The sequence below is a fragment of the Deferrivibrio sp. genome (assembly GCF_055117995.1).
Window position 1 is genome coordinate 1 of the sequence record NZ_JBSQOT010000009.1, and the last position, 19,146, is coordinate 19,146.

General features: G+C 31.9%; 14 protein-coding genes, 2 tRNA genes and 2 pseudogenes. 13 read left to right on the top strand and 5 right to left on the bottom strand.

Translation table 11 applies throughout. The annotated features are described in order from the left end of the window. Positions 1 to 392: 392 nt before the first annotated feature. From ACTCAF_RS04050 to ACTCAF_RS04065, 4 genes and pseudogenes are all read left to right on the top strand, one after another. Entirely contained in the window at positions 393 to 2,249 is a 1,857-nt protein-coding gene (locus tag ACTCAF_RS04050) for an ATP-binding protein (RefSeq protein WP_463062019.1), read from the top strand. Then, the gene (locus tag ACTCAF_RS04055; RefSeq protein WP_463062020.1) at positions 2,230 to 3,522 is read left to right on the top strand and encodes a sigma-54-dependent transcriptional regulator; all 1,293 of its coding nucleotides are present in this window, start codon (positions 2,230 to 2,232) and stop codon (positions 3,520 to 3,522) included. Before ACTCAF_RS04050 ends, ACTCAF_RS04055 begins: the two co-directional genes overlap by 20 nt. 183 nt (positions 3,523 to 3,705) lie before the next feature. Beyond that, positions 3,706 to 5,625, top strand: a complete 1,920-nt coding sequence (locus ACTCAF_RS04060; RefSeq protein ID WP_463062021.1) for a cytochrome c3 family protein — start codon at positions 3,706 to 3,708, stop codon at positions 5,623 to 5,625. A 133-nt stretch (positions 5,626 to 5,758) separates the two neighbouring features. Next, positions 5,759 to 6,010 (top strand): annotated as a pseudogene (locus ACTCAF_RS04065) (transposase); the annotation flags it as partial. A 49-nt stretch (positions 6,011 to 6,059) separates the two neighbouring features. Here the strand turns inward: ACTCAF_RS04065 and ACTCAF_RS04070 are convergent. Further along, a pseudogene (locus ACTCAF_RS04070) lies at positions 6,060 to 6,296 on the bottom strand (transposase); the annotation flags it as partial. A 378-nt stretch (positions 6,297 to 6,674) separates the two neighbouring features. Next, positions 6,675 to 6,747 (bottom strand) — tRNA-Gly (locus ACTCAF_RS04075). A 135-nt stretch (positions 6,748 to 6,882) separates the two neighbouring features. On the opposite strand from ACTCAF_RS04075, the gene ACTCAF_RS04080 reads away from it, so the two are divergent. The 3 genes from ACTCAF_RS04080 to ACTCAF_RS04090 all read left to right on the top strand — a co-directional run bounded on the left by ACTCAF_RS04080 (position 6,883) and on the right by ACTCAF_RS04090 (position 8,554). Then, a tRNA-Cys gene (locus tag ACTCAF_RS04080) sits at positions 6,883 to 6,953 on the top strand. A 69-nt stretch (positions 6,954 to 7,022) separates the two neighbouring features. Next, on the top strand, positions 7,023 to 7,175 hold the full coding sequence (locus ACTCAF_RS04085; RefSeq protein ID WP_463062022.1) for a hypothetical protein: 153 nt from the start codon (positions 7,023 to 7,025) through the stop codon (positions 7,173 to 7,175). Beyond that, positions 7,172 to 8,554, top strand: a complete 1,383-nt coding sequence (locus ACTCAF_RS04090) for an EAL domain-containing protein (protein ID WP_463062023.1) — start codon at positions 7,172 to 7,174, stop codon at positions 8,552 to 8,554. Before ACTCAF_RS04085 ends, ACTCAF_RS04090 begins: the two co-directional genes overlap by 4 nt. A gap of 2 nt (positions 8,555 to 8,556) precedes the next feature. On the opposite strand, the gene ACTCAF_RS04095 is transcribed toward ACTCAF_RS04090, so the two are convergent. Next, complete coding sequence (locus ACTCAF_RS04095) at positions 8,557 to 8,970, bottom strand: Fur family transcriptional regulator (protein ID WP_463062024.1); 414 nt, start codon at positions 8,968 to 8,970, stop codon at positions 8,557 to 8,559. Positions 8,971 to 9,129: 159 nt separating this feature from the next. On the opposite strand from ACTCAF_RS04095, the gene ACTCAF_RS04100 reads away from it, so the two are divergent. The 6 genes from ACTCAF_RS04100 (at position 9,130) to rarD (ending at position 16,804) form a co-directional block, all read left to right on the top strand. Next, positions 9,130 to 9,630, top strand: coding sequence for a bacterioferritin (locus ACTCAF_RS04100; RefSeq protein ID WP_463062025.1), 501 nt, complete (start codon positions 9,130 to 9,132; stop codon positions 9,628 to 9,630). A gap of 21 nt (positions 9,631 to 9,651) precedes the next feature. After that, positions 9,652 to 10,149 carry a rubrerythrin family protein gene (locus ACTCAF_RS04105; RefSeq protein WP_463062026.1) on the top strand — a complete coding sequence of 166 codons (498 nt, stop codon included), beginning with the start codon at positions 9,652 to 9,654 and terminating at the stop codon, positions 10,147 to 10,149. Between the two features lie 117 nt (positions 10,150 to 10,266). Continuing rightward, positions 10,267 to 11,643 (top strand): TolC family protein, encoded by a 1,377-nt coding sequence (locus ACTCAF_RS04110; RefSeq protein WP_463062027.1) that lies wholly within the window; start codon positions 10,267 to 10,269, stop codon positions 11,641 to 11,643. Beyond that, a complete protein-coding gene (locus ACTCAF_RS04115; protein ID WP_463062028.1) occupies positions 11,630 to 12,832 on the top strand; it encodes an efflux RND transporter periplasmic adaptor subunit in 1,203 nt (400 codons plus the stop codon). Before ACTCAF_RS04110 ends, ACTCAF_RS04115 begins: the two co-directional genes overlap by 14 nt. Continuing rightward, positions 12,819 to 15,911: an efflux RND transporter permease subunit gene (locus ACTCAF_RS04120; RefSeq protein WP_463062029.1), complete on the top strand. Its 3,093-nt coding sequence runs from the start codon at positions 12,819 to 12,821 to the stop codon at positions 15,909 to 15,911. Before ACTCAF_RS04115 ends, ACTCAF_RS04120 begins: the two co-directional genes overlap by 14 nt. Further along, positions 15,908 to 16,804 (top strand): EamA family transporter RarD, encoded by an 897-nt coding sequence (rarD, locus tag ACTCAF_RS04125; protein ID WP_463062030.1) that lies wholly within the window; start codon positions 15,908 to 15,910, stop codon positions 16,802 to 16,804. The genes ACTCAF_RS04120 and rarD overlap by 4 nt, the downstream gene beginning before the upstream one ends. On the opposite strand, the gene cls is transcribed toward rarD, so the two are convergent. Together cls and mnmL are read right to left on the bottom strand one after the other, a co-directional pair. Further along, on the bottom strand, positions 16,790 to 18,235 hold the full coding sequence (cls, locus tag ACTCAF_RS04130) for a cardiolipin synthase (RefSeq protein ID WP_463062031.1): 1,446 nt from the start codon (positions 18,233 to 18,235) through the stop codon (positions 16,790 to 16,792). The two genes, rarD and cls, sit on opposite strands and share 15 nt — an antisense overlap. After that, positions 18,198 to 19,088: a tRNA modification radical SAM protein MnmL/YtqA gene (mnmL, locus tag ACTCAF_RS04135; protein WP_463062032.1), complete on the bottom strand. Its 891-nt coding sequence runs from the start codon at positions 19,086 to 19,088 to the stop codon at positions 18,198 to 18,200. The genes cls and mnmL overlap by 38 nt, the downstream gene beginning before the upstream one ends. Positions 19,089 to 19,146 lie beyond the last annotated feature (58 nt).

Genomic DNA, 19,146 nt, shown 5'->3' on the forward strand with positions numbered 1-19,146 from the left:
TTTATGAATCGGATAAGGTGTGTTACTTTAAATTAGATTATTATTTTAAGATTGAGGAAAAAAGACAGCGGATTAATGAGTTAGGAAAAATGAGAAGAAAGAAAAGTTTACTTGTGGCTTAAAGGTGCAAAAAATGGGGTGATGGCAGAGTAAAAAAAGTCTTGACAAAAGGGGGCATCTTAGAGATAAAACGTTAAACATTTTATTTACAGCTATCTCTGGAATTAATATTTTATTTTTGCACAGGCTGTGAAAGAAAAAAAGCCAAAGCAGCTGACAATAGAAGATTTCCTATTACCAAAAAGTTCACTATGCCTTATTATATGAAAAAACGGAGAGACTACAGTAGACTAAAATTGACATTTTAACGAAATTATCATTTAATAAATATAATGAAAATAAAATTAGCTCTTTATATAATCACATTAATTACTGTAATTTTGTTGCTATCTACATATTTTAATTACTATCATTCAGGAGAAATAATAGAATACGAAATAAATAATCAAGCAAAAATACTCACTTCTGAGTCAAAGAAATCAATTAACGCCTTTTTGAATCACATTAAAGATATTACATACCTTATCGCCAAGGATGATGCTATAAAAACATACTTGAAAGATAATTATAAAAATAAAAAATACATTGAAGATAAATTATTAAACTATAACAATCATATAGGGCTAATCCAGGCTTTAAGAATTACTGATTTAGAAGGTAATATTAAAATTTTTATCAGAGAAGGTAAGATACTTTCTAGGTTGCAAGAGTTTTCATCCATAAATATCTCTCAAAAAAATTTTTTTAAAAAGATTTTGGAATCTAAAGGAGAGACTGTTTTATTATCTAATTTTGAAAGAGGAAAACTTCCTGAAACAACAAAATTTTGTCCTGCAATGATAAGAACAATGTTTCCTATATATATAAATAATCAAAGATATGGTTATTTAATTATTAACTTTTGGGGATTAAAAATTGGGGAATTCATAAGTAAAATAAAACCTGAAATAGGTTTTGCTTTTTTAGTTGAAGTTAATTTAAAAGATAATGATAGAAATGGTATATTTTTATTCCATAAAAACAAATATTATGAATTTGCAAACCAATACAACACAAAATATTATTTTCAAAATATTTATGGAGACAAATACTTTCAAATTATTAAAAATAATGAATCTGGTATCATAAATATTAATGATAATATAATGGCTTTTGACTCAATATATCCTTATAAAGATAAAAATCAAAAATGGATAGTATGTACAGTCCTTTATTCTTCGTATTATTTTAATATATTAAATGTTTTGAAAAGAAATCTATTTTCTATTCTATCTTTTTCAATTTTCCTTAGTATTTTAGTTTCATTAATATTTAGTTCCAAATTTTTAAAACCAATAAAATATATAAAAAACGCATTGAATATTTTTGGCTCTGGTAATTTAGATTATAAAATTAATACCTCTAATATGGACAAAGAATTAAAAGAAATTGCAGATTCAATTCAAAATATGGCTCAATCATTAAGAGGGTATATATGTGAAATTCAAGATAAGCAAAAAAAAATGGAACTTTTAAATAGACTTAGTTCCATTGGGTTATTATCTGCAGGAATTAGCCATGAACTTAATTCTCCATTAAATTCAATACTGCTACTTTGTGACCTTCTGTTAAAAAATTTTAATAATACTGGCACCATAAATATTGAAGATATAAAAGCAATTAAAGAGGAAGCAAAAAAATGCGTAGAAATAATATACAATCTAAAATTATTAGATCCAAAATATAGAAGTAGCGATATTAGAGATGTAATTGATCTTAAAGATGTTATTGAAAAAATAGTAATTTATTTGCAGAAAGATTTCAGCAAAATAAATTTTAAAATGAAATTAGAAAGTTGCAAAATCACAGGAAATCGCACATTAATTCAACAAGCAATACTTAATATTGTATTAAATTCCATTGACGCAGTTAAAGAGTGCGGAAAAATAAATATTAATTTAAAAAGAAATAATAATATGATAATATTAGAAATAGAAGACAATGGTGAGGGTATTGATGAATCGATATTGGGTGAAATATTTAATCCGTTTTACACTACAAAGTCTCCAGATAAAGGGATGGGATTAGGCCTCTCTTTGGTTTACAAAATAATTAATGATCATAAGGGAATGATAGATGTTGAGTCTAAGAAAGGAATTGGTACAAAATTTATAATAAGGTTTAAGGTTTATGAAGATAGTTTTAATTGAAGATAATAAAGTTTTAAACAATACCCTGGTTCGCAGTTTAAATGATCAATTTAATATCAAAGGATTTTCTGATCCTGAAATGGCATTACTTTACATTGAAGAAAATTTTGTAGATGTTGTGATTTCTGATATTAAACTTCCTAAAATATCAGGGATGGAACTTTTAGAAAAAATAAAAAAAATATCAAATGACACATATATTCTTTTAATTACTGGTTACGGAACTATAGAAGAAGCTGTTGAAGCGATTAAATTAGGTGCTTTTGATTATATGTTAAAACCAATTGATACAGAAGTTTTAAAAATAAAATTAAGGCAGATCGAAGATACTATCAATATTAGACAAAAAATAAATTTTCAAGATAAAGAAAACAAAATTATTTTTGTTTCTAAGGTAATGCAAGATATTTTAAATTTAGCCAAAAAAGTTGCATATTCAGACTCTACAGTTTTAATTAATGGTGAGTCTGGAACAGGAAAAGAATTAGTAGCTAAATTTATTCATGAAAACAGTCCAAGAAATGTAAAACCTTTAATTTCCATTAACTGTGCAAATTTGCAAGAAACCGTCTTTGAAAGTGAACTATTCGGTTATAAAAAAGGAGCTTTCACTGGTGCTGATAAAAATAAAAAAGGTTTAATTGCATTAGCTAACGGTGGCACACTTTTTCTTGATGAAATTGGAGAAATCCCTTTAAATATTCAAGCTAAGTTACTACGTTTTATAGAGACTAAAGAATTTTATCCACTTGGATCAGAATTCCCGGAAAGAAGTGATGTAAGAATAATAGCTGCTACAAACAAAAGATTGAATGAGTTAATAGAAAAAAATGAATTCCGACAAGACTTATACTATAGATTAAATGTGATTAATATAGAATTACCACCATTAAGAAAAAGAAAAGATGATATAATGCCTTTAGCTTATTACTTTTTAGAAAAATATAAATATCTTAACAAGAAAATAATTGATTTTACCGATAAAGCAAAAGATATTTTGTTATCATATAACTTTGCAGGTAATATTAGAGAACTTTCGAATTTAATAGAAAGAGCAATGATCATTGAAACAGGCCCATATATTACCGACTCATCAATCGTTGTCGAAAAATGTTTCTCCAATAACGAATTAAAAAGTATTGATGAGGTCATAAAAGAACATATACTAAAAGTGCTGCGTCATACTAATTTCGACAAAAAGAAAGCATCTGAAATACTTAAAATAGATAGATCTACTCTTTATAGAAAACTAAAAGAATACGAAATTTTATAAAACCTTTTCCTGTGTTGTAATTTGCAACACAAAATTTGCAATTTTCAACACAACACTAAAACAATCAAAACTGTTAGTCTGTATCCAATTGTTAGAATTAGTTTTTTAACTTTTGTAATTTAATGCCAAATGGCATTCTTTTTGTTTATTAAAAATGAAATAATTCTATCAGGAGGCAATTATATGAAGAAGTATTTACTATTATCATTATTTTTATTATTTTCTGCAGTTTTATCATATGGGTATGATCTAGATTCTACCTGTGTAAAATGTCATTCAGACAAAAAATTATTAGAAAAACTTGGTTTTCCCCAAATGTATCTTGACCCAGCAGAGGTAGATAAAGAAGTCAACATGGAGGGAGCTCCTACTTGTGTTGACTGTCACCTTGGTAACAATCAGACAATGGATAAAGATGAAGCTCACAAAGGTATGCCAAAACCATTTTACGCTGCCATTGGAAAAGAACATAAATATGAGGCTATAGGAAGGGAAGTAACAAATTATGCTCCCATACAACCTAAAGGTGAAGATAGAACAAAGCTTTTGCTTAGAAAACCTACCAAGGAAGCTGAACAAAAATATGGAATTAAAAAATTAATGCAACTTTTCTACCACGATCACGACCCAAAAACATTCGCCTATTCACCTAAAATAGCTAAAGAAACATGCGGAAAATGTCATGAAAATGAAACAGAAGGTTACAATAAATCAGGAAAGGGGTTAAATAAATATCAGAGAGCATTTACAAATTGGACTAAAAACCCTCCCGGACCACAAAACTGTGGTGTTTGGTGGGGTGATAACTTCAACAAAATAAAAGGTGAGTGTACAAAAGATTTTACTAAATTGATGAATGATGGTTTAAATAGAGGTTGTAATAAATGTCATGCAAGTTGTAATGACTGCCATTACGAAGGCTTTAAAAAATCAAATGCCAGACACCTCTTTACCAAGAAAGTTGAGAATTTAAGCTGTTACGGTAGCGGAAAAGGTACAATTTGTCATGCTGGGCCTATGGATCGAAGAAGAGGAGCCGGGTATTTGCGTGAAGAATTTGCTTTTCCATACGGAGAATTGCCAGCTGATGTTCATTCTAAAAATAATATAAATTGTACAGATTGCCATAAGATGAAAAATCATAGTTTTGGTCATCTGGCTTCAAATGATGCCAAAGAGTCGTGTTCAAAGTGCCACGCTGAAATTGTTGAAGCAGTAAAAACAAGCAACAATCATAAAAATGTTGACTGCTCATCCTGCCATATTCAGGAAGTAGGTGCTTATCAGTTTACTTTTTGGGGTCCTGGTATTTCTGAAGGACAGTTCAATTACTTTACAAAACATAAAGAGTACTATGGCGTGAGAAGTATGCCAACTTTAGTTAAGCATCCAGCTACTGGAAAATGGATACCTGTAAAACCATACCCTATGGCTGTTATGAACATTAATGGCAATGTAGAAAAAACCGGACTGATGGTCAGAAAAATCAATAAAACTATAGTAGAAGGTAAAACAGAAATTGGTGAACCCAAGGAATTTGTTATTGAACGAAATCCTGATGAAGTAAATGACATGTATATAATCACAGGGCTGTTCAAAGGATTAAAGAATAATGATAATATGCTTGCCTGGATTCAAATGGATAAAATGTCACACGGAATAGGTAAAGGGAGAAATTGCAACAGTTGTCACTCAAGCCATGAGCAAATTGCAACAAGTTGGTTTGCCTACACTGTGAAAACAGATGTAAAAAAACCTTTCTATGGCTCTTATATTATAAAGGCTGGTAAAAATGGGATGGAATTTGGCGATTTTAAATACAGTGAAATTGTTCCAGTAGAAAGTAGACACATAGATGATTTTGCACCATTTAATTATGTTAAAGATGCTTGGAATATAAAAGGGATTGATTTTTCCATACCTTTTGATGAAAATAAATATGAAAACCAGCTAAATAAATATAACCTTTTATACGCAAAAATTCATACTCTCAAAATCAAATTCAAAGAAGATAAAAATAAATTAGAAAAATTGAATAGGATAAAAGCTATTTTGCCTCATAACCAAGAACTTGCAGAAAATTTGATAAAGAAACTAAATTAATCACAAAAGAAAAAAGGCATGCATATGCATGCCTTTTTTATCATAAATTACTATTTTTTCTGTTACAGTTGAGACCGTTCATAATTTCGTGTCAAGGTGTTATAATAGAGAATAAATTACAAGGAGCCTTGACATGGAAAAAGGATTTAATTTTGAAAAAGCGGTACAAGAATTACTTTCAGGCAAGAAATTAACAGGCAAAGATGGGATATTGACACCATTGATTAAAGAGTTGGTAGAAACAGCTCTTGAAGCAGAGATAAATAGCCATCTTAATCAGGAGCATGATTCAGGAAGAAGCAATCGTCGCAACGGTTATAATACAAAGACAATAAAGAGTTCATCTGGTAAATTTGAGTTAGACACACCTCGTGACCGTAACGGAGGACCCTGTAACGTTTTTTGTGTAAATCCCAATTTTGTTATTTATGATATTAACCATTTGTAAACCTGTCAATCCTTTCCTGAAAGTAAATATATAGTTGCGGGTAAATTTTCGACCAATCTTTTATTCTGCCATTCCATTTTTGTGATATATCATTTATAGCTAAATATAGTAATTTAAACAATGATTCTTCTGTAGGAAATACACCCCTATTTTTACTGACCTTTTTCAATTTACTATTAAAACTTTCTATAGGATTAGTAGTATATATAAGAGTTCTAATTTCTGGATGTAGGATCTATCGGCAAATCTGTCTGACACTCTGTACTTTTTGATGACAGTACCTGCTTTTAGTCTCATAATTTCTCGTTCTGACATATTCTTTTTTGCCATAACTACACCTCGTATTTTTTTATAAAATACCGGCGAGTAAAGTTTCAGCGTCAAAACGAAAAAAAATATCTTATAACTTACTGTCAATAAGATACTTCTTTGCAAAAACGAGTAAAGACATACCAAAAACGTGTTTTTACTCGTTTTTTTACTCGTTTTGGAGTAAAAAAAAGGTTTTTTCTGACAATAGGAAAACTGCTCGAAATAGCATAAATAGTTGATAAATAACAGAATATGAAGGAATATGAAGGTGTATGAAATGTGTACAAAAAGCGGGTGACCGGACTCGAACCGGCGACCTCAACCTTGGCAAGGTCGCGCTCTACCAACTGAGCTACACCCGCAACCACTTGGGAGTGAATATATATAAAAATAGATTTTGTTTGTCAACAAATTTTTTGCAAAAATTTCAGTCTAATTTTTTCAAAAAAACTCTTGATTTTCTTATAATTTGATTTTATACATACAACCTCAGTTTTGGCGACGTGGCCGAGTGGTTAGGCAGCGGTCTGCAAAATCGCTTACCCCGGTTCAATTCCGGGCGTCGCCTTTCAGCTTTTGTAAGTCTCCCCAGAAGTTTAATTCTTGAAATATTCCCCAAAAAATGATACTTTAGGCTATGATAGACAAACTAAAATTCCTCCCCGAATATAACCCTGAGCCTGTTATGCTCTCCGATAAAAAAGGAGAAGTAATATACAAAAACAACGCTGCAGATAAAATATTTCATTATATAAAAAATATATGCGATTTATCGCTGAGTGCCGATTGAACAATCAGAAAATAGATATAGAATTTTTTGGCAGAGATAACAAATATTACAAGTTAATAGGTAACTTTTTAAACGATGAAGAAATATATCTAATTTATCTTTTTGATATTACAGAACTAAAAAACAAACAAAATCAACTTGAAATTGCTGCAAACTTTGACGAACTTACTCGCCTGCCCAACAAGAATAAGCTCATAAAAGATATGCTTGAGCTAATTTATAATAAAACAATTATAATTCTTACCGACATAAAATCCATGCGTCAGATCAATTCTCTTTACGGCTATGATATAGGGGATAAGTTTCTTGTAGAATTTTCGAAATTACTAAAGAGCGAGCTTTCAGAAAATTTCCGATTTTATAGATTATATGGAAATGTATTTGTAATTTATGATTCAATAGGGGTTAATTGCAATCTAAGCAACGACTTTTATTATGATATTTTTAAGAAATTAAATGAAAAAAATATAAAAATAGATAAATTAGATATTCCTGTTGATATCAGAATGGGTATTGCTACCTGTGAAGACCTTGAATTAAAAGATGAAAACTATCCATTTGCTCAGCTAAAGATGGCAGAAATCGCCCTTCTTGAGGCGAAAAAAACCAATCTTGATATCCTTCTTTACAGCCAAATCAATGATATCGAAAAAAGATATAAAGAAAACAGATTCTGGATGCTTACATTTAAAAATCTTCCCAAAAACAAACATTGTAAAATTATCCCATTTTTTCAGCCAATTATTAACAATCACTCTCAAGCAATTGATAAATATGAGGCATTAATGAGGATTTCTGTTAATGATAAAATTTACTCCCCTGATAAATTTATGAACATTGCCACAGATACAGGTGAAATCAAAGAGCTTACAAAAATAATGATTAATGAAGTCTTGAAAGTTATTAAAGACAAAAATATTCAGGTTGCAATAAACCTTACCCCTCAAGATATAAAAGCAGACATTGCAAGTTTTTTGACAAAAAAGTTAGATGAGTATCATATAGATGCAAATACAATAACTTTGGAGCTTGTGGAAAGCGAGGATTTTTATCTTCTTGAAAGTGAAATCAATAAATTAAAAGAAATAGGTTTTAAAATCTCCCTTGATGATTTTGGCTCAGGATTTTCCAATTTTAGCAAATTAATCTCAATACAAATTGATTATATAAAAATCGATGGTTCTATAATTAAAAATATACATACAGATTTTAACAACATGCAGATAGTTAAAAATATACACGAAATAGCAAAGACATTGGGATGTAAAACCATTGCCGAATACGTTTCAAGCGCCGAAATTTTCAGCAAGGTTGTGGATTTAGGGATTGACTTTTCACAAGGGTATTTTTTCTATAAACCTTCACCGGAAATTTTATAATATTATTTGTTTTGGCATTTTTTACAGATGCCATAAAGAGTTACATCGAAATCATCAATATTGGGTGCAAATTTGCTTTGAAAAATTTTAACAAATTCCAAACTATCAACTTCAATATCCTCAAGAGAGTTGCAATTTTTGCAAACAAAGTGAATGTGTTTATTATGAGTGATTTCATACATTTTTTTTCTTCCTGGCAAGGGCAATTCTGACACTATATTGCTTTCAATCAAAGAGTTTAAATTTTTGTAAATTGTTGCAACAGAAATTGAAGGTATTATGCCCTTCACCTTCTCAACAAGTCGTTCGATATCAATATGACCTTCATTTTGTATCACTTCGAGTATCGCTGACCTTTGAGGAGTCACTTTTAAGTTACTTTTCTTTAACAGGTTAGTACTATCTCTTTTTATCATAAGCATATAAATAAACATAAAGAAAAAGTTGTCAATAATTTTACTAATTAATAATTTTTATTATTAAATATTTTTTCTTGACAAGATAAAGCTAAGAACTTACATTTATTCACATATTTAAAAAATATATGGTATACTATGAGAAAAAAGGAGGTAATTATGCACAAAAATTCTATACCGCTTTTAAATCAGGCACTTCAAGAAGAGGTCAGAGCACTGCAGCAATACATGTATTTTCACTTTCACTGTGACGACAGAGGGTATGACCTGCTTTCAAAAATGTTTAAGCAAATAGCAATTCAGGAGATGATCCATGCTGAAAAATTTGCTGAAAGAATTTTGTTTTTGAAAGGTGAAGTGGAACTGAAAGCTTCCAAAGATGTGGAAAAGATTACTGACGTAACCAAAATGATTGAAATGTCAACAAAATTGGAAGAAGAAGCTGTAGAGCTTTATAACAAATTTGCAAAACAATGTGCCGAACACGGCGACTCTGTAACAAAAAAACTTTTTGAAGATATTATATTGGAAGAAGAAAATCACTTTGATCAATTTGACACAGAATTTGACAACTTAAAAGATTTTGGTGACAAATACCTTGCATTGCAATCGATTGAAAGAAGCAAAATTACAAGTTCGGGAAATACACCTGCAGAATAAATTTTATAAGGAGGAATGAGAATGAGCACCAAAGAAAACCTAAAAGAAGCATTTGCCGGTGAAAGCCAGGCTAACCAAAAGTACAGAGCATTTGCAAAAAAAGCAGAAAAAGAAGGTTTTAAGAACATTGCCAAACTATTCAAAACAACTGCTGAAGCTGAAAGAATACACGCCGAAGGGCACTTAAATGCCCTTGAAATGATTGGCTCAACCGCAGAAAATTTACAGGCTGCCATTGATGGTGAAACATATGAATATACAGAAATGTATCCTCCAATGTTTGATGAAGCGCAAAAAGATAACCACAAGGCAAAAGTAATGTTCAATTTTGCCCTTAAGGCTGAAAAAGTGCATGCTGAACTTTACAGCAAAGCTCTTGAGGCAGTAAAAGCCGGTAAAGATATTGATACAGATAATATCTATCTCTGCCCAGTGTGTGGCTTCATTGCTATTGATGATGTACCTGATAAATGCCCGGTATGTGGTGTTGGCAAAGATAAATTTGTACAGGTTGACTAAAAAGGCCCCTTAACAGGGGCTTTTTTTTATTTAAAATTTGTATTAAAAATTAATTATCTTTACTTTATGAACTTTTGATATAATATCAAATCTCCAGCATATATTACGTGGTGCATAATGAAGAAAATATCTATTGTTTTAATCTTTATTGTTTTTACTTCATGTGTTTCATTTAAACCCAATATAGAGATAAAAAAACCTTCCGATAATATATCAACATTTGACACAAACTGGTGGTATGTATTTAATGACAACAAGTTAAACAATCTCATCGAAATGTCTTTTAGAGAAAATTTTGATATAAAGTCTGCAATAAAAAGGCTCGAGCAAGCCAATATAACATTTAAACAAAGCTCTTCATCAAACTATCCAAATGTTAATTTAAATGCATCCACTACATTGACCAAAAGCGATACACAAAAATCCGGTGAGTCATCAGTTGATTCTTACGCCCTTGGTTTAACCCTGAGCTACGAAATCGACCTTTTTAACAAAATAAAATCTGCAGAAAAAAGCGCAGAATTTTCATATCTTACAACAAAAGAAAATCTCAAAACACTCCTCTTGTCTCTTTCAGCCCAGATTGCTGAAAACTACTTTGCCATAATATCCATAAATGAAAAAATAAAAATTACTGAAGATCAACTAAATACAAACGAAGCAATTTTGAAAGTACTTGTTGAGCGATACAAAAATAGCTCAGTCTCAATAACAGACGTATTAAAACAAAAACAAAATATTGAAAACATAAAAGATTCTCTAACAGCACTTAAACTTAACAGACAAATATATTTTAATAAATTAAAAATTCTCACAGGAGGGAATGAGGTCGCAGATTTAGGTATAGACAATACATTGATGTTAAAGCCAATAAACTTTGATGAAATCAACTTCGATGTGGTAATGAACAGACCTGACGTTTTAAGTAAATATTATCAAATAGAATCTGCTGCCTGGGATGTTTCTGCAGCAAAAGCAAACAGACTTCCATCCCTGACACTCTCATCATCATTCACTTATTCTTCCACTGAAATAAATACCATTTTTGAAAACTGGTCACTAAACCTTATAGCAAACCTCCTTGCACCTGTATTTGATGCAGGAAAAAGAAAACTCGAGGTGGAAAAAACAAAAAAAATTTTAGAGGAAAAAATATTCGACTACAAAAATACACTTCTTACTGCTTACAGTGAAATATCAGACTCTGTTATTACTGAAAAAAAATACTATGAGTCAGTTGACTATATTAAAAATGAAATTTCATTAATATCAGAAATCTTAACAAAACAGCGTGAAAGGTATTTAAGCGGCGATACAGACTTTTCAATTTATCTCAACGATCAAATATCTCTTTATACAAAGAAAAAGGAGCTTGTAGATTTGAAATATAATATTATTACAAACAGAATTGCATTTTACAAATCCATTGGTGGCAAATGGATTGATAATTCAGTAAATGAGATTTTAGCCGGAGCAGAAAATGGAAAACAATAATCTGGGTTATCTCCCAAAAAAAAGCTGGTGGGAAAGATTACTTGCCTTTGTGTTAATAATAGCTATTATTTCGGCAACTTTCTTAACAGTAAAATATCTCGTATCAAGCAAACCTAAACCCAAGCGCAAACCTCCCCAGCAGATGAAAGCTGTAGTGGAGACAGAGGAAGTTGCTGCAAATAATTTTACCATTACTATAGAATCTTTTGGAATTGTCAAAGCTTCTGATACCCTTGCCCTTACATCTGAGGTTAGCGGAAAGATAGTTTATATTTCTGATAAAATTATTCCTGGGAATGTAATTAAAAAAGGGGAGCTTGTAGCAAAAATTGACGATACCGAATACAAAAATCAGGTGCTAAAAGCCGAAGCAAGCCTTAAAAAGGCAGAAGCAGATTACAAGCTTGAACTTGGAAGCAGCGATGTAGCAAAAAAGGAACTCGAATTAGCAAAGCGCCTCAGTATTCTTGACAACACTTCAGCTGATTTAAGTATTGCCTTGAGAGAGCCTCAACTTCTAAAATCAAAAGCAGCAGTGGAGCTTGCAAGGGCTGAGCTAAATACAGCGATAAATAATCTTGAAAAAACTTCTGTTTTTGCTCCATTTGATATTATAGTAACCGAAAAAAACGCTTCACTTGGCTCATATGTTTCACCTTCTTCCACAATTCTTAAAGGGATAAACAAAAATGAAGTATGGATTGAAGCAAGTATTCCGTATTATAAACTCAAATTTATTGATATAGAAAATCAAAGCAAAAAATATGTAAAAATTACCAATTTAAACGAACAAAATGGACATGTCTTTAAAGGGAAATTTCTCAGGTTGATTCCTCAAACAGAGTCAAACGGGCTTCTTGCAAAACTGCTAATAAATGTTGAATCCCCTTTTGATAATCCATCCAATCCCTTATTAATAAACAATAAAGTAAAAGTTGTTTTCGAAGGAATAACATTAAAAAATGTCTTCAAAGTAAAAACAGAATATATCAGAGACAATAATAAAATCTATATTTTCAAAGACAATAAGCTTAAGATAAGTAATGTTAAAATTGTTTATAGCGATGAAAACTATTCATATGTTGAATCAGGTCTCGCTAACAGCGATAAAATTGTCACTACAAACATACCTAACGCAATTGAAGGCCTGATGCTTGAAGAGGTAAAATTAGATAATGAACAAAAATAGACCGGTCAAAGGTGCCATCGCCTGGATGGCAAACAACTCTGTAGCTGCAAATATACTGATGCTTATATTTCTTGTTGGCGGTTTTTTAATGTCTATGAATATCAAACAGGAAGTATTCCCTCAGTTTGATCTTGATGAGGTGAGAATAACAGTTGCTTATCCGGGTGCAAGCCCAGAAGAAGTAGAATCAGGTGTGTTACTCCCCATTGAAGAAGCAATACAGGATATTGAGGGGATAAAAAAAGTGAGCTCAACTGCGAATGAAGGCTCTGCTACAATCAGTATAGAAGTCGTGGAAACCAAACAACTGCAAAGAGTCTATGAAGATGTAAAAAATGCCGTTGACAGGATTTCCACATTTGCCGAAGATGTGGAAAAGCCAATAATTGAAATCCCCTCAAGAAGCAGCAGGGTAATTACTCCAATAGTTTATGGCAATGTAGACGACAAAACACTAAGAAACTACACTGAACTTATTCGTGATGAACTCTTGCAGGACGAAGATATTACAATGGTAGAGCTTTTAGGTGAAAAGCCCCTTGAAATCAAAATAGACGTCCCCATTGAAAACTTAAGAAAATACAACCTCAATATTAATGACATTGCATCGGCTATTTCAGTAAACTCAAAAGATGTCCCTGCAGGTAGCATAAAAACAAAGAGCGGCGAAATACTCCTGCGTTTTAAGGGTAAAAAATACATTGCGGAAGATTTTAAAGACATACCTATAAAATACAATTCAGATGGAACAATTGTATATTTAAAAGATCTGGCAACATTTCAGGACAGCTTTTATGAAAACGATATATATCTAAACTATAACGGTATGCCTGCCATAGGTATAGAAGTGTACAGAGTTGGAAAACAAACACCAATACAGGTTGCTGACAAAGTAAAACAGATTATCGAAAGACTAAAAGTGGAGCTTCCCAAAGGTATTTACATTGATTATACTGATGACAGATCAGATATTTACAAACAAAGAATAAATCTGCTCTTAAAAAACGGATATTTTGGACTTGCGCTTGTTTTTATTCTTCTGACCCTATTTCTTGAGTTAAGATTAGCATTCTGGGTCACACTTGGTATCCTGATATCCTTCTTAGGCTCATTTCTCTTTCTTCCTTCAATTGATGTAAGCATAAACATGATAAGCCTTTTTGCCTATATTATTTCACTTGGTATCGTTGTAGACGATGCTATAGTTGTAGGTGAAAATATCTATTATTACAGGCAAAATGGGATGAGTTTTATGGATGCAGCCATAAAAGGCGCAAAGGAGATAGCCTTCCCTGTTGTGTTTAGTGTACTTACCAACATAATTACTTTTATGCCTATGTTTTTTATACCAGGTGTTATGGGGAAAATATTTGTCAACATTCCGGCAGTGGTAGTAACAGTATTTGCAATATCTTTAATCGAATCTATCTTCATACTTCCGGCTCATATAGGACACCAAAAAAATGAACCTAAAAATATAATTTTAAAGTATTTTAACGCTTTTCAGGAAAAATTCAGTAAAGGATTTGTAAGGCTAATTGATAAAATCTACAGACCATCAATAACTCTTGCTTTAAAGTATCGATATGTTACGGTGATATTGGGAATATGTGTATTATTTATATTTCTAACATATGTCAAAACAGGTAGACTTGGCTTTACACTTTTTCCAAAAGTTGAATCTGACTTTGCATATATAAGCGGAACACTCCCCCTTGATTCCCCGGTTGAAGATACCATTAAAATAAGAGACTTCATACTTAATAAGTCAGATACCGTATTAAAAGAAAATGGTGGAGAGAATCTCTACACCGGTAAACTCTCTTATGTCAACAACAATACATTCTGGATTCTGATATTCCTCACTCCTCCGGATGTAAGGCCAATAAACACATATGAACTTGTCGAGAAATTAAGAAAACACATAGGTAATATTCCTGGACTTGAAAATTTGAAATTTGCTTCCGATTTCGGAGGGCCAGGCGCCGGAGCTGCTTTGAGCGTACAACTCAGTCACAGGGATGTATCAACACTTAATAAAGCTGCAAAGGAACTCGCACAATTCCTTGATGAATACCCTATTGTTTCAGATATTGATGATGGTATTACTCACGGTAAAAAACAGATTGATATAACACTCAAACCACTTGCATATATGCTCGGCATAACACCTAACTATATTTCGAGAGAACTTAGAAGCAGATATTACGGAAATGAGGCTATTACACAGCAAAGAGGAAGAAACGAACTAAAAATTACCGTTAGACTAAGTAAAAATGACAGAGAAAATATCAATACTTTTGAGAATATGATAATCAAAACCCCAACAGGTGAAGAAGTACCTTTAAAAGAAATAGCTAACATCAAATATTCAAGGGCTTATACTTCGATTAATCGTGTAGATAACAAAAGAATAGTAACCGTTACCGCAGATGTAACCCCCCAAAAAAGAACACAGGAAATATTAAGTGAAATAAAAAACAAAATATTCCCCATACTTTCTGAAAAATATCATGGACTCACCTATAGTCTCGAAGGGAAAGAAGCTGACAGGCGTGAGAGCACAGATGCACTCTTCAGTGGGCTAATTTTTGCATTGATTGGAATTTATTTCATACTGGCAATACCTTTTAAAAGTTATATACAACCTGCTATTATTATGATAAGCATCCCTTTTGGCATTATAGGTGCAATAATAGGCCACATTTTAATGGGATATTCATTAAGTCTTGTAAGTATTATGGGAATAGTTGCCCTTTCAGGAGTCGTCGTTAATGATTCACTTGTACTAATTGATCTTGCAAACAGAAAAGTTAGAGATGGAGTTTACCCATACAAAGCGGTTGTAGAGGCAGGTGTCCAGAGATTCAGGCCAATTATGCTTACCACGCTTACCACTTTCTTTGGCCTTATGCCGATGATTTTTGAAACATCCATACAGGCAAGGTTTTTAATACCTATGGCTATTTCATTGGGCTTTGGAATCATTTTTGCGACAATGATTACTCTTGTGCTGGTACCTTCACTATATATTGTAATTGAGGATGTCAAACACTTCTTCAAAAAGATTTTCAGATGAACAATAAACTGAAAGGGCTATTGTCAGCTATATTTGCATTTCTTATCTGGGGTTTTCTCCCACTTTACTGGAAGCTGGTCAAGGTTATACCTGCATTTGAAATCCTTATTCACAGGATAATATGGTCAACTGTTTTCTTGTTTATCATCCTTATATTTCAGAAAAGATTAAGAGAATTTGCGTCAGCACTGAGCTTTAAAAACCTAAAAATATCTTTTTTAAGCGGGATTATTGTGGGTGGCAACTGGCTTTTATACATCTGGGCTGTAAACAGTGGCTATGTTATCGAAACAAGTCTGGGGTATTACATAAATCCCCTGATAAGCGTGGTAATAGGAAGTATCTTTTTCAAAGAAAATTTGTCCTATACACAAATATTTGCTGTTATTGTTGCATCTACCGGCGTAATGATACTTACACTTGGATACGGCAGATTCCCATGGATAGCACTGACTCTTGCCATAAGTTTTGCGGTTTATGGAAGTCTTAGAAAAATATCAAATCTCGGGCCTATAATAGGGCTTCAGGTTGAAACATTTATACTGGTTATACCTGCTACCTTTTACTTTTTCATCCTTTTCAACAATAATTCAAATCACTTTGTAAGCCTTGGTATTTTTTATAAATTAATGCTTGCAGGTGCCGGTATCGTTACAGCCTTGCCTCTTCTTTTCTTCGCAGAAGCAGTAAGAAATATTAATTTATCAACAGTTGGGATGCTTCAATACATTGGTCCAACAATAAATTTTCTTTTAGGTGTCTTTTTGTTCAAGGAAGAATTCACAATTTATCATCTGTATGCATTTATTCTTATATGGGTTGCAGTAATAATTTTTTCAACAAACACACTTCTGTTACAATACAAAAGAAAAACAGCATTACAAAACAGGTGAAATAGTCCTACATGCACTTTCAAACATTTTGACATATAACTTTTTATTTTTTAAAAATTCATTATCAATCAGTACACTTGCATTTTTATAGCTTTCAATAAAATTAAGAACTGTACTTGTAAATTTCTCTTTATAAATTAGGGCACTAAGCTCAAAATTAAGTTTAAAGCTTCTGTTGTCTATATTAGCAGAGCCAATCAAAGAAATACGGTCATCTACAGTAATTATTTTTGCATGAAGCATAGTATTTGAAGTTTCATAAATTTTGATTCCGCTGTCGACCAAATCCTCATAATATGACCTACCTGCCGCAGCAACTAAAGGATGATTATTCTTGCCAGGCAGAATAATATTTATATCTACCCCCTTATTGGATGCAAATTTTAATAACTCCACAACTGGCTCATCAGGGACAAGGTAAGGGGTAAGGATATTTATATTTTTTTTTGCACCATTTATAAGTGTAAATATCGTATTATAAATTTTAGATGACTCTTCATCTGGCCCGGAAGGGATAAGGTGCATCGAAGTGTCCCCTTTCATATTCCATTCAGGTCTTTTTATAAAATTACTTATATCCTTACCGGTTGCAAAATACCAGTCCTCTACAAATAGTTCAAGAGCCGCAACCACCGCTTCTCCTGAAAACCTGATATGTGCATCTATCCAATCTGAACCCTTCAAAAGGTCTCCAATGTATTCATTTCCGATGTTAATCCCACCAATATAACACACTTTTCCATCAATAATCGCAACTTTTCTATGATTTCTGAAGTTTACCCTTGTAAAAAATTTTACATTGAAAGGTGATAAAAATGCCGCAGATTTTCCCCCGAGCTTTTTAAATTCTCTCAAAGTATTTTTAATTGAAAGGCCTATAGCACCAACACCGTCATAAAGTAAATATACCTTTACCCCTTCCCTTAATTTTTTATTAAGCAGGTTTATAAAAAATTTACCTGTCTCATCCTGCCTAAAAACATAATATTCCATCAAAATATACTCTTTTGCGCTCAATATATCCTCAGCAAGCCTTGCATATTTGATTGACGCACTGTTAAGAAACTCAAGGTTTTCGCAAAGAAGCGGATTTATATCATTTATTTTCGTAACCAGGTTACCTATCAGACAAAGTTTATACTCATCAGTAACTTCACTTGCAATTTCATACCTTATATCTTTTTTCCTTTTAACTTTTTTCTCAATCATCTTTAATCTCGGATTTCCAAATATTATATATATAACTGCACCAAGATAAGGTAAAAATACAATTAAAAGCACCCACGCAAGAGTAGCCCTTGCTTCTTTCCTGTTTGAAAGCACAATAATAACCAAAATTACCGTCAAGATAACACTAAAATATTCAAATATTAGCGTAGCAATAAATTTCAGGTTAGCCTCCACAGCCCTGCCATATATTTTTATATTCAAGGTACTGATTAAATCTGTTTAAAAAACTGAGCTTACTTTCAGGCCAATCAGGAGCAACTGTAATATTTTTAGGGGAATCCCCTACAAGCCTTGAAATAACAGTATCTTTATCCAGAATTTTTATACTTTCTCCAAGGATATAAATATATTCATCCTCGCTCAGCAGACTAAAATCTCCTTTAATATATAGCTGCTCAAGTTTTGTCCCTTTCAGGATATGCAAATGATGAAATTTTACAAAATCTAAGTGTTTATCTGAAACATATTTCACAGTTTCAAGCATCATTTTTTCATTTTCATACGGCAGCCCCAAGATTATATGGGCACATACACCAAATCCATAAGCTTTAATTCTATCAACTGCATCATCAAAATCTTCAAAAGTATGCCCCCTGTTTATCAATTCCAAAGTTTTATTGTGTTTTGACTGTAAACCAAGTTCAATAACAATATTATATTTTCCAAATTTTTCTTTTAAAACTTCAAGCTTATTATTTTCAATGACGTCAGGTCTTGTACCAATTGAAATCTCAACTATTCTATCATCAATTAAAGCTTCATTTATTCTGTCAACAATCAGACCAATGTCGCCATAAGTGTTGGAATAAGATTGAAAATAAACGGAAAATTTATTTACTCCCTTACTTTGGGACTTATTGATTTGTTCTTTTACCTGATTTTTTATCCCCCCCTCGGGGACATGCACAAAAGAGGATACATCACAGTAAATACAACCACCCTCCCCTTTTTTGCCATCCCTGTTAGGACAGGTGAAACCTGCATCAACAGATATTTTTCTGACTTTTTCACCATATTTTTTTTTGTAATACATATTTAAACTATAATATCTCATTTTGAACCTTTTAATTGCTTTTAAGTCTATTATAATCTATAATCTATACTGTTTTAAA

What these genes read in the sequence shown, in the direction of transcription:
- ACTCAF_RS04050 (WP_463062019.1), top strand. Translation starts at nt 393, where the DNA reads ATGAAAATAAAATTAGCTCTTTATATAATCACATTAATTACTGTAATT.
- ACTCAF_RS04055 (WP_463062020.1), top strand. Translation starts at nt 2,230, where the DNA reads ATGAAGATAGTTTTAATTGAAGATAATAAAGTTTTAAACAATACCCTG.
- ACTCAF_RS04060 (WP_463062021.1), top strand. Translation starts at nt 3,706, where the DNA reads ATGAAGAAGTATTTACTATTATCATTATTTTTATTATTTTCTGCAGTT.
- ACTCAF_RS04085 (WP_463062022.1), top strand. Translation starts at nt 7,023, where the DNA reads ATGATAGACAAACTAAAATTCCTCCCCGAATATAACCCTGAGCCTGTT.
- ACTCAF_RS04095 (WP_463062024.1), bottom strand. Translation starts at nt 8,970, where the DNA reads ATGATAAAAAGAGATAGTACTAACCTGTTAAAGAAAAGTAACTTAAAA.
- ACTCAF_RS04100 (WP_463062025.1), top strand. Translation starts at nt 9,130, where the DNA reads ATGCACAAAAATTCTATACCGCTTTTAAATCAGGCACTTCAAGAAGAG.
- ACTCAF_RS04105 (WP_463062026.1), top strand. Translation starts at nt 9,652, where the DNA reads ATGAGCACCAAAGAAAACCTAAAAGAAGCATTTGCCGGTGAAAGCCAG.
- ACTCAF_RS04110 (WP_463062027.1), top strand. Translation starts at nt 10,267, where the DNA reads ATGAAGAAAATATCTATTGTTTTAATCTTTATTGTTTTTACTTCATGT.
- ACTCAF_RS04115 (WP_463062028.1), top strand. Translation starts at nt 11,630, where the DNA reads ATGGAAAACAATAATCTGGGTTATCTCCCAAAAAAAAGCTGGTGGGAA.
- ACTCAF_RS04120 (WP_463062029.1), top strand. Translation starts at nt 12,819, where the DNA reads ATGAACAAAAATAGACCGGTCAAAGGTGCCATCGCCTGGATGGCAAAC.
- rarD (WP_463062030.1), top strand. Translation starts at nt 15,908, where the DNA reads ATGAACAATAAACTGAAAGGGCTATTGTCAGCTATATTTGCATTTCTT.
- mnmL (WP_463062032.1), bottom strand. Translation starts at nt 19,088, where the DNA reads ATGAGATATTATAGTTTAAATATGTATTACAAAAAAAAATATGGTGAA.